13 protein-coding genes are annotated in these 14,633 nt (G+C 37.5%); all 13 read left to right on the top strand.

Features of this window, described 5'->3' with window-relative positions; genetic code table 11:
- Nucleotides 1-28 precede the first annotated feature (28 nt).
- The 13 genes from IGI80_RS13455 (at nucleotide 29) to IGI80_RS13515 (ending at nucleotide 14,553) form a co-directional block, all read left to right on the top strand.
- Nucleotides 29-307 (top strand): UPF0223 family protein, encoded by a 279-nt coding sequence (locus IGI80_RS13455; RefSeq protein WP_002356679.1) that lies wholly within the window; start codon nucleotides 29-31, stop codon nucleotides 305-307.
- Nucleotides 308-1,090: an inositol monophosphatase family protein gene (locus tag IGI80_RS13460; RefSeq protein WP_002379684.1), complete on the top strand. Its 783-nt coding sequence runs from the start codon at nucleotides 308-310 to the stop codon at nucleotides 1,088-1,090.
- Nucleotides 1,091-1,310: 220 nt separating this feature from the next.
- Nucleotides 1,311-3,146: a translational GTPase TypA gene (typA, locus tag IGI80_RS13465; protein WP_002356682.1), complete on the top strand. Its 1,836-nt coding sequence runs from the start codon at nucleotides 1,311-1,313 to the stop codon at nucleotides 3,144-3,146.
- Nucleotides 3,147-3,463: 317 nt separating this feature from the next.
- The gene (recQ, locus tag IGI80_RS13470; RefSeq protein ID WP_002381558.1) at nucleotides 3,464-5,233 is read left to right on the top strand and encodes a DNA helicase RecQ; all 1,770 of its coding nucleotides are present in this window, start codon (nucleotides 3,464-3,466) and stop codon (nucleotides 5,231-5,233) included.
- A 226-nt stretch (nucleotides 5,234-5,459) separates the two neighbouring features.
- Nucleotides 5,460-5,765, top strand: coding sequence for a YlaN family protein (locus IGI80_RS13475; RefSeq protein WP_002356684.1), 306 nt, complete (start codon nucleotides 5,460-5,462; stop codon nucleotides 5,763-5,765).
- 3 nt (nucleotides 5,766-5,768) lie between these two features.
- Nucleotides 5,769-6,977, top strand: coding sequence for an FtsW/RodA/SpoVE family cell cycle protein (locus IGI80_RS13480; protein WP_438723850.1), 1,209 nt, complete (start codon nucleotides 5,769-5,771; stop codon nucleotides 6,975-6,977).
- 32 nt (nucleotides 6,978-7,009) lie between these two features.
- Nucleotides 7,010-10,438, top strand: a complete 3,429-nt coding sequence (locus tag IGI80_RS13485) for a pyruvate carboxylase (protein WP_002370447.1) — start codon at nucleotides 7,010-7,012, stop codon at nucleotides 10,436-10,438.
- A 16-nt stretch (nucleotides 10,439-10,454) separates the two neighbouring features.
- Nucleotides 10,455-11,579, top strand: a complete 1,125-nt coding sequence (locus tag IGI80_RS13490; protein WP_002362207.1) for a CAP-associated domain-containing protein — start codon at nucleotides 10,455-10,457, stop codon at nucleotides 11,577-11,579.
- The gene (locus tag IGI80_RS13495; protein ID WP_002356689.1) at nucleotides 11,576-12,010 is read left to right on the top strand and encodes a YlbF family regulator; all 435 of its coding nucleotides are present in this window, start codon (nucleotides 11,576-11,578) and stop codon (nucleotides 12,008-12,010) included. Before IGI80_RS13490 ends, IGI80_RS13495 begins: the two co-directional genes overlap by 4 nt.
- Entirely contained in the window at nucleotides 12,000-12,350 is a 351-nt protein-coding gene (locus tag IGI80_RS13500; protein WP_002359714.1) for a YlbG family protein, read from the top strand. Before IGI80_RS13495 ends, IGI80_RS13500 begins: the two co-directional genes overlap by 11 nt.
- 59 nt (nucleotides 12,351-12,409) lie before the next feature.
- Nucleotides 12,410-13,003 (top strand): 16S rRNA (guanine(966)-N(2))-methyltransferase RsmD, encoded by a 594-nt coding sequence (rsmD, locus tag IGI80_RS13505; RefSeq protein ID WP_077932795.1) that lies wholly within the window; start codon nucleotides 12,410-12,412, stop codon nucleotides 13,001-13,003.
- A gap of 1 nt (nucleotide 13,004) precedes the next feature.
- The gene (coaD, locus tag IGI80_RS13510) at nucleotides 13,005-13,496 is read left to right on the top strand and encodes a pantetheine-phosphate adenylyltransferase (protein ID WP_002356693.1); all 492 of its coding nucleotides are present in this window, start codon (nucleotides 13,005-13,007) and stop codon (nucleotides 13,494-13,496) included.
- The gene (locus IGI80_RS13515) at nucleotides 13,483-14,553 is read left to right on the top strand and encodes a SepM family pheromone-processing serine protease (protein ID WP_438723851.1); all 1,071 of its coding nucleotides are present in this window, start codon (nucleotides 13,483-13,485) and stop codon (nucleotides 14,551-14,553) included. Before coaD ends, IGI80_RS13515 begins: the two co-directional genes overlap by 14 nt.
- Nucleotides 14,554-14,633 lie beyond the last annotated feature (80 nt).

Here is a 14,633-nt window from a genome sequence, read left to right on the forward strand (position 1 = left end):
GCTAAACTAGAGAAGATGAGGTGAAGACATGAAAGACTATCAATATCCATTAGATTTAGATTGGACGACAGAGGAAATGGTGATTGTCACTAATATGTGGACAGCAGTTGAGCAAGCCAATGAAACAGGCTTACCTGTTGACAAATTTTTAACAACTTATCAACAATTTAAAACGGTCGTTAAAAGTATCGGCGAAGAAAAACGCTTAGGTCGTGAATTTGAAAATGCTTCAGGATATTCGTTATATCGTACGCTTCAACAAGCTAAAAAACAGGGAAGCGGTAAATTAAAGCTGGGGGATGATTAGATGACTGAAACGCAAAAATTTGTTCAAACAATTCAAAGTTGGCTTTTTGAAGCAGCCGATGTGATTCGAATGAACTTGGAATCAGAGTTAACCGTTCAACAGAAAAATGGCCGCACCGATTTAGTGACAAATATGGATGAACAAACCCAAGAATTTTTAATGAATAAAATTCAAACAAATTTTCCCGAAGATCAAATTTTAGGGGAAGAAAAAGGCTACAATACTTTAAAAAGTTTTGCTGGTCGCGTGTGGATCATCGATCCGATTGATGGCACAATGAATTTCGTGATGGAAAGAGAAAATTTTTGTATTATGTTAGCTGTTTATGAAGACGGCATTGGTAAATTAGGTTTTATCTATGATGTGATGCGAGAAGAACTTTATTGGGGCGGCAAAGGGCTTGGCGTTTATCGGAATAATCAATTATTAAAAGCGCCTACTATGAAAGCCTTGGCAGATGGATTATGGGGCATGAATGCTTACATGCATGGAAAAAATATTCATCACGCAACGGAAATCGGACAAGCAAGCATGGGCGTGCGTATTAGCGGTTGTGCAGGTTTGGAAATTATTGCTATGTTAAAAGGCAACCATCATGGCTATTTATCTAATCTAAGTCCTTGGGATTATGCAGCAGGCTTAGTACTTTTGGAAGAATTTGGGTTTAAATACTCTGGTATTACAGGAAAACCATTAACTTTTGCGGGTCGTGAATACTTTATTGCAGCAACTCCTGAAACCTATGATGAAGTATTTACCCGATATTTAAATGAATCGGAATAATCAAAGAAGAGCGTTGCTGAAAGGTAAGGCTCTTCCTTTTTTAAAAGAGAAAAATTTGTAAAAAAATGTCCTTGTTTTCAGAAAAAGCCGAATAATTTCTAAAACTTTCATTATTTTTGCAGGCGAAAGCCTTTTTTTAATGAAAAAAGTTTGCTATAATAAGCAGTCGGCTTTTATGGACTTAAGTAACATAAGCGTATATAGATAAGGAGCAATTAAATTGAAATACAGAGATGATATTCGTAACGTGGCAATTATCGCCCACGTTGACCATGGTAAAACAACCTTAGTAGATGAACTTTTAAAACAATCTGACACTTTAGATGGACACACACAATTACAAGAACGTGCAATGGATTCCAATGCACTTGAAAGTGAACGTGGAATTACTATCTTAGCAAAAAATACAGCCGTAGATTATAACGGTACACGTATCAACATTCTAGATACACCAGGACACGCGGACTTCGGTGGTGAAGTAGAACGTATCATGAAAATGGTAGATGGTGTTGTTTTAGTTGTCGATGCGTATGAAGGAACAATGCCTCAAACACGTTTCGTATTGAAAAAAGCATTAGAACAAAAAGTAACACCAATCGTGGTTGTTAACAAAATTGACAAACCTTCTGCTCGTCCTGAACACGTAGTAGATGAAGTTTTAGAGTTATTCATCGAATTAGGCGCAGACGACGATCAATTAGATTTCCCAGTTGTTTATGCTTCTGCTTTAAACGGAACTTCAAGTGAATCAGATGATCCAGCAGATCAAGAGCCAACAATGGCCCCAATTTTTGATAAAATTATTGAACATGTGCCAGCTCCAGTTGACAATTCAGACGAACCACTTCAATTCCAAGTCTCATTACTAGACTACAACGATTACGTTGGACGTATTGGGATTGGCCGTGTGTTCCGTGGCACAATGAAAGTCGGCGACCAAGTTGCGTTGATGAAATTAGATGGCAGCGTGAAAAATTTCCGTGTAACGAAAATTTTAGGTTTCTTTGGCTTACAACGTGTGGAAATTGATGAAGCAAAAGCGGGCGATTTAATTGCCGTTTCCGGAATGGAAGACATTTTCGTTGGGGAAACAGTTGTAGATGTTCACAATCAAGAAGCATTACCAATTCTGCACATTGATGAGCCAACCTTACAAATGACTTTCTTAGTTAACAATTCTCCATTTGCGGGACGTGAAGGAAAATACATCACCGCTCGTAAAATCGAAGAACGTTTAATGGCTGAATTACAAACAGACGTATCTTTACGTGTTGATCCAATTGGCCCAGATTCTTGGACTGTATCAGGCCGCGGCGAATTGCATTTATCAATTTTAATTGAAAACATGCGTCGTGAAGGTTATGAATTACAAGTTTCTCGTCCAGAAGTTATTGAACGTGAAATTGATGGGGTTAAATGTGAACCATTTGAACGTGTTCAAATTGACACACCTGAAGAATACATGGGTAGCGTGATTGAATCCCTAAGTTTACGTAAAGGCGAAATGCAAGATATGATTAATGCCGGTAACGGACAAATGCGTTTAATCTTCTTAGCGCCAGCTCGTGGCTTAATTGGTTATTCAACAGAATTCTTATCAATGACTCGTGGTTATGGTATTATGAACCACACCTTCGATCAATACTTACCAATGATTCAAGGAACAATTGGTGGCCGTCATCAAGGTGCACTAGTTTCAATCGATACTGGTAAGGCAACGACTTACTCAATCATGAGTATTGAAGAACGTGGTACAGTTTTCGTTGAACCAACGACAGAAGTTTACGAAGGAATGATTGTTGGGGAAAACAACCGCGACAACGATTTAACTGTGAACATCACAAAAGCTAAACAAATGACGAACGTTCGTTCGGCAACGAAAGACCAAACATCAGTCATTAAAAAACCGAAAAAATTAACGTTAGAAGAATCATTAGAATTCTTGAATGAAGATGAATACTGTGAAGTAACACCAGAAAGCATCCGTTTAAGAAAACAAATTCTTAACAAAAACGAACGCGAAAAAGCAAGCAAGAAAAAGAAAAAAGCTGAATAATTTTTCGACAAATAAACATTTAAACCAACTATGCTCGTTTTACTACGAAAATAGTTGGTTTTTTTGATGGCAAAAACGAATTAATGCGTATTTTAAGATAAGGTTATTTTTTTATGTGTGGATAACTACTCGTTATCCACAACAAGCAAATGCCGCTATTTTTGAAAGCTTTTGATAGCAAGCTTTCACAATTTTTCATTCTTTTTGATGTTTCACGTTAACTGGTGTTTCACGATTGTGTCTTGTTTTAACACACCTTGTTCCTGTTAGATTAGCGTGTTAAAATGACTTGTAGAACAAAGATTGGAGCGCAATAAATGAGTGCATTACAAGAATTATTAAAAGATACATTTGGCTATGATGATTTTCGGCCAGGACAAGAAACGATTATTCGTCATGTATTGCGACAAGAAAATGTCTTAGGCATTATGCCAACAGGTGGAGGCAAATCGATTTGTTATCAGTTGCCAGCCTTACTTCTGGATAATTTAACATTGGTGATTTCACCATTAATTTCTTTAATGAAAGATCAAGTAGATGCCCTGAATTTAATGGGGATTCCAGCTACATATATCAATAGTACCATTTCCTATCAAGAAATGAATCAACGTATTCAATTAGCGGTTAACAAAGAAGTCAAGCTATTGTATGTTGCGCCAGAGCGATTAGAATCTTATGATTTTCAACAGATGCTGACACATGTACCGATTGATTTATTGGCAGTAGATGAGGCACACTGTATTTCACAATGGGGGCATGATTTTCGTCCAAGCTATTTGCGTTTAGCAGAGATTATCGATCAATTTCAACAGCAACCAACTGTGATTGCACTAACAGCAACAGCAACGCCACAAGTAGCGGAGGATATTGTCAAGCAATTAAGAATTCCATCAGAAAATGAAATCAAAACAGGATTCGCTCGAGAAAATTTATCTTTTCAAGTCGTGAAGGATCAAAATAGAGACGTTTTTCTTTTGGAATATTTAAAGATGAATACTGGGCAATCAGGTATTATCTATGCAAGCACGCGGAAGGAAGTTGAACGAATTTATCATTTATTAGAAAGTAAAAAAATTGCAGCTGGGATGTATCATGGGGGCATGAGTGAACAGTTACGTAGTGAGAATCAAGAAGCATTCTTGTATGATCAAGTGCAAGTGATGGTAGCAACAAATGCCTTTGGTATGGGGATTAATAAGAGTAATGTTCGTTTTGTCATTCACGCACAAGTACCAGGGAATATTGAATCTTATTACCAAGAAGCCGGCCGAGCTGGTCGTGACGGTCTGCCTAGTGATGCTGTATTAATGTTTGCTCCACAAGACTTGCAAATTCAACAATACTTTATTGAACAATCTGAAATGACCATTGATTATAAGCAGAAAGAGTACTTGAAATTACGGGAAATGTCACAATATGCGAATGCACAAATGTGTTTACAAAAATATATTTTACGCTATTTTGGTGAAGAAGGGACGGACTGCGGTCGCTGCTCGAATTGTCTGGATAATCGAGAATTAGTCGATATTACGGTCGATGCCCAAAAAGTTTTGTCTTGTGTAAAACGTATGGGAGAACGTTTCGGTAAGGGCTTAGTTGGTAAAGTCTTGACTGGCTCAAAAGATCAAAAAATTGATCAATGGCATTTTGATCGTTTGCCAACATACGGACTAATGAAAGGTCGCACGCAAAAAGAAGTCACACAACTGATTGATTATTTGACAGCAGAACGTTATTTAATTCCTTCTGATGGGCAATTTCCGTTGTTATCAGTCTCGACAGAAGGTGTTCAGGTGCTTTTAGGGGAACGGAAAGTCTTCCGAAAAGAAGACCAAAAAGTTCGAAAAGTAGCAGTGGATGATGCCTTGTTTGAACGATTACGCGAATTACGTATGGACATGGCTCAAGAGGCAGGCGTGCCGCCATATGTAGTCTTTTCCGATAGTACACTTAAAGAAATGTGTGAAAAATTACCGCAAACAACGATTCAATTATTGCAAATAAAAGGGGTCGGCCAAAATAAATTAGATAAATATGGCACCGCCTTTTTAGAAGTAATTAAAGAATATCAAGAGACAAAAAAATGATATAGTTTGTTATTTTATTTAAAATTAAAAGCAGAAAATAAGGAAAAAGTCTTTTAATGTATTTGTTGTTGTATTGATAAAATAAGCTTGTTATATAAAGAGATTTCTTACTTAATATATCGCTTGGTTTTAGAAAATTTCTTAAAGGAAATTTTCTGAAATCATCATGTATCTAACTGAGAATTATGTTATAATTATTTAATTAAGATAGGGAGGTTCTGTACAAATGGACGAAGGAATTTCAAAGAAATTTGCCATTCAATTATTAGAAGACGATGCAGAACGCATTAAAATGCTTATTCGTAATCAAAAAAACAGTTTGTGCATTTCTCAATGTAAAGCATTTGAAGAAGTGGTGGATACACAAATGTATGGTTTTTCAAGACAAGTGACCTATGCGACCCGTTTGGGGATTTTAACTAATGATGAAGGACATCGCTTACTAAGTGATTTAGAACGCGAATTGAATCAATTATATACAGATGTTTATGAAGAAACACAAGAAAAAAACGAGATTGGCAAGGAGGGTTAAGCTTTGCCAAACAAAGTAAAGAAACGGCATTTGCTAGACTATAGTATTTTTATTCCATATTTAATTTTAAGTATCGTGGGATTGATTATGGTATATAGTTCCACATCCGCATTACAAGTAATGAAAGGTTTTTCACCTACCTCATTCGTTATTAACCAGGTTGCCTTTTGGGTAGTAGGGTTAGTTGCAATGTTTTTTATTTATAAGATGAAAACATCCGTTTTCCAGAATCGAAGTTTTATCATGTTTGCCATTGCAGTAATTACGGTTATGGTTTTAGCCGTTCGGATTCCTGGTATCGGGAAAGAAATTAACGGCGCACGTGGTTGGATTGAGATTGGTGGATTTTCGATGCAACCAGCTGAGTATTTAAAAATTATGGTTGTCTGGTATCTGTCTTATATTTTAGCACGGCGACAAAAGACAATTAATAGAGGCATGGATCAATTTAAACAAGCTGCCGGGCGCCCGTTGATGCTCGTTTTTGTATTAATTTCTCTAGTTGCAATCCAGCCTGACTTCGGGAATGCGGCCATTCTAACATTAATTACCATCGTGATGGTTTTAGCAAGTGGGATTAATTATATGTATACCTACTTGGTCGGTGGCTTGGGCATTTTAGGTAGTATCACGGCTATTCAGTTATTAATTATGTCTAAAGGAAAAATTTTCCCAGCGCGTTACCAATATATTTATAATCGTTTTGCTGTTTTTAAAAATCCATTTTTAGATGAACGGAACTTAGGCCATCAGTTAGCTAATTCTTATTATGCAATCAGTAATGGCGGCTGGTTTGGCAAAGGTCTAGGGAATAGTGTTCAGAAAAAAGGCTTTTTACCAGAAGCACATACGGACTTTATCTTTGCGATTACTTTAGAAGAGTTAGGCATTATCGGCGGTCTAGCGATTTTAGGATTGTTGATGTTTATGATTGCGCGAATTATTTTAGTCGGTGTACGCTCGAAGAAACCTTTTAATTCACTAATGTGTATTGGAATTGGTACAATGTTATTGATTCAAGTCTTTATTAATGTTGGTGGGATTACTGGGATTATTCCATTAACAGGAATTACTTTCCCGTTCTTGAGTCAAGGTGGGAATAGTTTGCTGATTATTTCGATTGCTGTGGCTTTTGTCCTGAATATCAGTGCAGATGAAACACGTCAGAAATTAGAAAATGAGTACTATTTATCTTTAGAACAGAACCAATAAATTTGAAGGAAATTGATGGTAGGAGTGACGTTATGAAAAAGGTATTAGTTGCCAATCGTGGCGAAATTGCGATTCGAATTTTTAGAGCTTGTACAGAATTAGATATCCGTACAGTAGCGATTTATGCTGCAGAAGATGAGTATTCTGTTCATCGTTTCAAAGCAGATGAAGCGTATTTAGTTGGTAAGGGGAAAAAACCAATTGAAGCCTATTTAGACATTGAAAATATTATCCAAATTGCCAAAAAATCGGGAGCAGATGCCATTCATCCTGGTTATGGCTTTTTATCTGAGAACTTACGCTTCGCCGAACGTTGTGAAGAAGAAGGAATCATTTTTGTCGGACCTAAAACACATCATTTAGATATTTTTGGCGATAAAATTAAAGCGAAAGAAGCAGCTGTAGCTGCGGGGATTGCTTCGATTCCAGGCTCAGATGGGCCAGTAGCAACGGTGGAAGAGGTCGTAGCTTTTGGTGAAACGCATGGCTTTCCTATCATGATTAAAGCTGCTTTAGGTGGCGGCGGTCGCGGGATGCGGGTTGCCCACGATGCCAAGGAAGCACGAGAAGGTTACGAAAGAGCAAAAAGTGAAGCGAAAGCAGCCTTTGGTTCTGACGAGGTTTATGTTGAAAAGTATATTTCTAATCCTAAACATATCGAAGTACAAATTTTAGGCGATCATCATGGGAATGTCTTGCATTTATTTGAACGTGATTGTTCCGTTCAACGGCGCCACCAAAAAGTGGTAGAAGTCGCACCATGTGTATCAATGAATGAAGAACAACGAGCAGCCATTTGTTCGGCTGCTGTGCAGTTAATGGCGCATGTCGGCTACGTGAATGCGGGAACGGTTGAGTTTTTAGTAGAAGGGGATCAGTTTTATTTTATTGAAGTGAATCCTCGTGTTCAGGTAGAACATACTATCACAGAAATGATTACAGATATTGATATTGTGATCTCTCAATTACAAATTGCGCAAGGGCTTGATTTGCATAAAGATATGCATTTGCCAAAACAAAACGAATTGACATTAAAAGGCGCGGCTATTCAATGTCGGATTACGACTGAAGATCCCCTGAACCAGTTTATGCCAGATACAGGGAAAATCGATACGTATCGTTCACCAGGTGGGTTTGGTGTGCGTTTAGATGTAGGAAATGCTTATTCTGGCTACGCTGTGACGCCTTACTTTGATTCTTTATTGGTTAAAGTCTGTACGCATGGTTTCTCTTTTGAACAGGCAATCAGTAAAATGCAACGCTGCTTAAAAGAATTTCGGATTCGTGGCGTGAAAACAAATATTCCGTTTTTACAAAATGTTGTGAGCTATCCAGCGTTTCAATCTGGCGAAGCCAAAACAACCTTTATTGATAATACACCTGAATTATTTGAATTTCCTCGTATGCGCGATCGTGGCAATAAAACGATGAAATACATTGGAGAAGTAACGGTCAATGGGTTCCCTGGCATTGAACGAACGGAGAAAAAATATTTTGAAGCCCCGCGCGTGCCGACAGATATTGAAGTTCCAGAAAAAGTGATCACAGCTAAAAATATTCTAGACGCTCAAGGAGCAACCGCCGTCATCGATTGGGTTAAGAATCAAGAAAGTGTGTTAATGACAGATACCACGTTCCGTGATGCGCACCAAAGTTTATTAGCTACTCGTGTGAGAACACAAGATTTTAAAGCAATTGCTGGTCTAACTGATGCAGCCCTGCCTGAGCTGTTTTCTAGTGAAATGTGGGGTGGCGCTACGTTCGATGTTGCCTATCGCTTCTTAACCGAAGACCCATGGCAACGTTTAAGAAAAATTCGTCAGTTGATGCCAAACACACTTTTACAAATGCTGTTCAGAGGTTCTAATGCGGTAGGCTATCAAAATTACCCTGATAATGTTATTGAAGAATTCATTAAAGAATCTGCTCGCCAAGGAGTCGATGTTTTCCGAATTTTTGATAGCTTAAACTGGATTCCTCAAATGGAAAAAAGTATTCAAGTCGTTCGGGATACCGGAAAAATTGCGGAAGCAGCAATTTGTTATACTGGGGACATCAATGATCCAGCCCGAGCAAAATATAATGTTCAATATTACCTTGATATGGCTAAAGAATTGGAAAATTTAGGGGCACAAATCATTGCGATTAAAGATATGGCTGGCTTATTGAAACCACAAGCTGCTTATCGTTTAATTAGTGAATTAAAGGCAGCCACGGATTTACCAATTCATCTCCATACCCACGATACTAGTGGCAATGGGATCATCACTTATTCAGCAGCTACTAAAGCAGGCGTTGATATTGTTGACGTCGCAATGAGTGCGATGAGTGGCGCAACTAGCCAGCCAAGTATGAACAGTCTATATTATGCTTTAGTCAATGGTGAACGGACGCCAACTATTAACATTGATAATGCACAGAAAATCAATCATTATTGGGAAGATGTGCGCATGTATTATCAACCATTTGAAAATGGGTTAAATGCCCCGCAAACAGAAGTCTATATGCATGAAATGCCTGGTGGTCAATACTCTAATCTACAGCAGCAAGCAAAAGCGGTAGGCTTAGGGCACCGTTGGGATGAAATCAAAAAAATGTATCACACAGTGAATTTGATGTTTGGCGATATTGTAAAAGTGACGCCATCTTCAAAAGTCGTGGGAGACATGGCACTCTTCATGGTTCAAAATAATCTGACAGAACAAGATGTTTATGCGCGTGGTGAAGAACTAAGTTTTCCTGAATCAGTTGTGACTTTTTTCCAAGGTGATTTAGGTCAACCAGTTGGTGGGTTCCCGAAAGAGCTCCAACGAATTATTCTAAAAGGTCGACCAGCCTTCACAGAGCGGCCAGGTGACTTAGCAGCACCTGTTGATTTTGCGAAAGTACAAGAAGAATTAGCCGAAAAAATTGGGTATCAACCTAAATTGGAAGAAGTTTTAAGTTATTTAATGTATCCACAAGTATTTTTAGAGTATCGTCAAAAATACGAAACCTTTGGAGATATAACCTTATTAGATACGCCAACATTCTTTAATGGTATTCGTCAAGGAGAGACATTGGAAGTTCAAATTGAACGAGGAAAAACGTTAATTATTCGTTTAGATGAAATTGGCGAACCTGATATTGACGGAAACCGTGTCTTGTTCTTCAATTTGAATGGGCAACGTCGTGAGGTTTTAGTTAAAGATGCCTCCATTAAGTCTGCTGTTCAAGTAAAACAAAAGGCGGAACCAACTAATAAAGAACAAATCGGCGCAACGATGTCTGGTTCTGTTCTACAAGTATTGGTCAAACGTGGCGATAAAGTAGAAAAAGGTCAGCCGTTGCTGATTACAGAAGCCATGAAAATGGAAACGACTATCGAAGCACGTTTTGCGGGCACGGTTGATCACATTTATGTTGAAGAAGGCGAAGCAATCAGCTCAGGTGATTTGTTATTAGAAGTGAAAGAAAAATAAGATGAGAGGGGAAAAAATGAAGCGATTTTGGGCCTTTACTGCTGTTTTTTTAACAGTTCTACTCATTGGATATTTAGAGCCAGTTTTTTTCCCTGCTGAAAAACCAACCGAAACAGCTCAAAGTGGGCGCTTATCCAGCGCTCACACCGCTGTTCCTCATGAAGAATTGCCAGCTTCTGGCTACGCAGCATACATAGGGAAAGATGTGGAAACCTTTATCCGCCAGTTTGGCAATCCTAAAGAAAAAATTAAAACAGGTCGTACGTATGAATTATGGACGTTCGGTTTGACGATGAATGATTACTTAGAAGTCAACGTTCGAGAAAATAAAGTCATCGCAATTAAGGCCTTTAACAATGACAAAATGATAGAACCGTTTAAAATAGATATGAAGCTTGCTGACTTGTCTGATTTAATGACGATTTATTCGAATTTTGCATTTAATTTTCATCATGAAGCTTACGATGTCGAGCTGATGGAAGAAGATATGAACTATCGACCACTGGTTGCTTTTGATAATGGCAGTTTTGCGGTGTTATTTTTTAATCAGCGGACGGGCGGTTTAATGGCAGTTAATTATGTCAATAAAGAAACGTTGCTCACGGAAATGCCGTATCAATTAAATGAAGGTTCTCCTTTGCCAGTTGATATAACGCAGTCAATGACCTTCGATCCTGTTCAAAGTAACCAAGCGATTTATGTCATGAATCTGGTTAAACAGCAAGAAAATCAAGCTGCTTTTTCAGTTTCTACACAAAGCCAAAAAGATGCCCAAACATTGTATCAAACGCTGGCTAACCATACACCAACAATTTTGTCGGCAAATCGACAAGCAGAATTGTTACAAACGAGAGAGGAACATACAGCCATTCATCCCTTTCATTTGACTAAGGACGAATTTTCTTTATTAGTTAAAACGAGCAAACTTTCGTTGAGAGAACCAGCAGGTATTTTCCAAGAACCTGTTTATGATAGTACCTTTACTATTTTGTCATGGTTTTCGGACCCGCAATATGATAGCTATTTTGCTGAGTCAGAAACGACAGAATTGGGCGTTGCCTTTTCCAATGAAGGTGTGTTAGTCTTATTAGAGAAACGACCAGAAAATAGGCAAATCACGGAGAGTAGTGAAAAGTTATGATTGTAACAGAACATTTATTTGCAATTGAAGATCAAACAGAATGCTTAATTTCAGCACTTTTAGAAAGTGATGCTGTTCAAAACTATAAAGAAACAAAAAAAGCTATGTATGCTTCGGCGGAAGTTGCTCAGTTACAAAAAGCATTTTTAGAAGCTAAGTCAGCCTTTGAACGAGTAGAGGCTTATGGAATTCATGCACCCGATTTTCGGGAGAAACAGCGAGCCCTACGTAAAGCGAAGCGGGCGCTTGATTTAAATGAAATCGTTGCAAATTATCGTTTTGCTGAGACAAACGTTCAAACGTTGCTAGATACAATTGGTTTAAAGATTGCGCAACTAATTTCTGAAGATATTAAAGTAGATGCTGGAAATCCTTTCTTTGAACGAGGAAAGAAACATTCAGGTTGTGGAGGAAGCTGCCATGCAAGCTAAAGAAGAAAAAGAATTTACGCTTCAAGAGCGTCGTTGCCTAATTGTTTGGGTATACACATTAAAACCGTTAAAACAGTTACGCCGATATGGACTGATTCACTATGTTTCACGAAAAATGAAATATGTGGTGATTTACATGAATGAAGAAAATATTGAAAGTAACATGGAAAAAATTAATCAGTTACATTTTGTTCGTAGTGTCGATAAATCGTATCGACCAGATGTCGAAATGAATTTTGCTGAAAAAATTGGTACCAAAGCGGCTTATCAAGAACAAGAAGACGACGGCTATGTAGTAGAGGAATTATCTACAGAGATTCGCTTAGCAGAGAATGTCTAATGCAAAAGAGTGAGAAATGTTATGAGAAATTTCAAACATTTTTCACTCTTTTTGTTATAATGAATTATAAAAGAATGATTGATAAAGGAGTCGAAACAATGCGTGTTATTTCTGGAGAATATGGTGGCCGGCGCCTGAAAGCGTTAGATGGCGACAATACTAGGCCCACAACAGATAAAGTAAAAGAATCTATTTTTAATATGATTGGTCCATATTTCGAAGGTGGAATGGCGCTGGATTTATATTCAGGAAGTGGCGGGTTAGCGATTGAAGCCGTTTCTCGTGGAATGGACAAAAGTATTTGTATTGAAAAGAATTTTGCTGCACTAAAAGTAATTAAAGAAAATATTGCGATTACAAAAGAACCAGAAAAATTTGAAGTTAGAAAAATGGATGCTAATCGTGCCTTAGAACAGTTTTATGAAGAGAAGCTACAATTTGATTTGGTCTTATTGGATCCGCCCTATGCCAAACAAGAAATTGTTTCACAATTAGAAAAGATGTTAGAACGGCAGTTATTAACAAACGAAGCCGTTATCGTTTGTGAAACAGATAAAACTGTCAAATTACCGGAAACGATTGGTACACTAGAAAAAACAAGAGAAACCGTTTACGGAATCACTCAAGTAACGATTTATCGTCAGGAGGCGTAAGATGCGTAAAATTGCTCTATTTCCCGGAAGTTTTGATCCGATGACAAATGGTCATTTAAATTTGATTGAACGCAGTGCGAAGTTATTTGACGAAGTCATCATTGGCGTTTTTATAAATACAAGTAAGCAAACATTATTTACGCCAGAAGAGAAAAAATATTTAATTGAAGAAGCAACTAAAGAAATGCCAAATGTGCGTGTTATCATGCAAGAAACCCAGTTAACTGTGGAAAGTGCAAAATCATTAGGGGCTAATTTTTTGATTCGTGGCATTAGAAACGTCAAAGACTACGAGTACGAGAAAGACATTGCTAAAATGAATCAACATCTGGCGCCAGAAATTGAAACGGTTTTTCTATTAGCAGAAGAACCATATGCACATGTAAGCTCCAGTTTACTAAAAGAAGTTTTACGTTTTGGAGGCGATGTGTCTGACTATCTTCCTCCCAATATTTATCATGCGTTAAAACAAAAGAAGAATGACTGGAGCTAAAATAATGAATAAAAAAACAGAAAAATTTTCGTTTAAATCACTCATTCCAATGGTATTGGCATTGCTGCTAATTGGTTTGTTTATCGTCCCAATTCCTTATTATATTGAAGGACCAGGAACGACAGAAAATTTAAAAGAGTTTGTAACTGTTGATGGAAAAAAAGATACGCAGTCAGGTGCTTTTTATTTAACAACGGTGGGCATTTGTTCGGCCACTATTTTTTCTGCCATAAAAGCAAACTTTTCGGATTTTCAAGAAGTCATGTCAAAAAAAGAATTAATGGGAGATAGTAGTAATAGCGAATATAATCGAATTCAACAATACTATATGGATTCCTCAAAAAACGCCGCAATTGAGCAAGCCTTAAAATTAGCGAAGGTTCCATATGAGATGAAATTTAAAGGCGTCTATGTGTTAGCGATGGAAGACAACTCAAGTTTTAAAGGAAAAATTGAAGTTGGCGATACCGTGACAGGCGTGGATGGTAAATCTTTTAAAAGCAGTGAAGAATTAATGAATTACATTAAAGCACAAAAAGTGAATCAAAAAGTCACTGTTCAATTTATTCAAGATGGCAAAGCAAAAGAAGCGACCGGCAAATTAATTGAATTGCCAACAGATAAAAAAGCGGGGATTGGTATTGGTTTGACCGATCATACAGAAATTGATTCTTCTATCCCAGTATCTATTGAAGCGGGTGATATTGGTGGGTCATCGGCTGGGTTAATGTTTACTTTGCAGACCTATGAACAATTAAGTCATAAAGATTTACGTAAAGGTCATGAAATTGCTGGAACAGGTACGATGAACAGTCAAGGAATCGTTGGTAGAATCGGTGGTATTGACAAAAAAGTTGTAACAGCCAGTGAGAACGGTGCAGAAATTTTCTTTGCACCCGATGATGAAATAACTTCAGAAATGAAAAAAGTTGAGCCGAAAATCAAATCGAATTATCAAGAAGCACAAGAAGCTGCGAAAAAAATTGGGACAAAAATGAAAATTGTCCCAGTAAAAACGGTTCAAGATGCCTTGAACTATCTAGAAAAATTAAAATAAAAGTGTGCCTGGGCCAAAAATTACTAGTGATTTTTGGTCCAGGCGCATTTTTTTGTTAAAAAATGCGTAATTATATTTTG

It is taken from the genome of Enterococcus sp. DIV1420a (assembly GCF_051712165.1).
GTDB classification, from domain to species: Bacteria; Bacillota; Bacilli; order Lactobacillales; family Enterococcaceae; genus Enterococcus; species Enterococcus faecalis.

Excerpts from the sequence above, each read along its gene's own strand:
- IGI80_RS13485 (WP_002370447.1), top strand. The coding sequence starts at position 7,010 with ATGAAAAAGGTATTAGTTGCCAATCGTGGCGAAATTGCGATTCGAATT.
- IGI80_RS13500 (WP_002359714.1), top strand. The coding sequence starts at position 12,000 with ATGCAAGCTAAAGAAGAAAAAGAATTTACGCTTCAAGAGCGTCGTTGC.
- rsmD (WP_077932795.1), top strand. The coding sequence starts at position 12,410 with ATGAATTATAAAAGAATGATTGATAAAGGAGTCGAAACAATGCGTGTT.
- IGI80_RS13495 (WP_002356689.1), top strand. The coding sequence starts at position 11,576 with ATGATTGTAACAGAACATTTATTTGCAATTGAAGATCAAACAGAATGC.
- coaD (WP_002356693.1), top strand. The coding sequence starts at position 13,005 with ATGCGTAAAATTGCTCTATTTCCCGGAAGTTTTGATCCGATGACAAAT.
- IGI80_RS13515 (WP_438723851.1), top strand. The coding sequence starts at position 13,483 with ATGACTGGAGCTAAAATAATGAATAAAAAAACAGAAAAATTTTCGTTT.
- IGI80_RS13455 (WP_002356679.1), top strand. The coding sequence starts at position 29 with ATGAAAGACTATCAATATCCATTAGATTTAGATTGGACGACAGAGGAA.
- IGI80_RS13460 (WP_002379684.1), top strand. The coding sequence starts at position 308 with ATGACTGAAACGCAAAAATTTGTTCAAACAATTCAAAGTTGGCTTTTT.
- IGI80_RS13490 (WP_002362207.1), top strand. The coding sequence starts at position 10,455 with ATGAAGCGATTTTGGGCCTTTACTGCTGTTTTTTTAACAGTTCTACTC.
- IGI80_RS13475 (WP_002356684.1), top strand. The coding sequence starts at position 5,460 with ATGGACGAAGGAATTTCAAAGAAATTTGCCATTCAATTATTAGAAGAC.
- recQ (WP_002381558.1), top strand. The coding sequence starts at position 3,464 with ATGAGTGCATTACAAGAATTATTAAAAGATACATTTGGCTATGATGAT.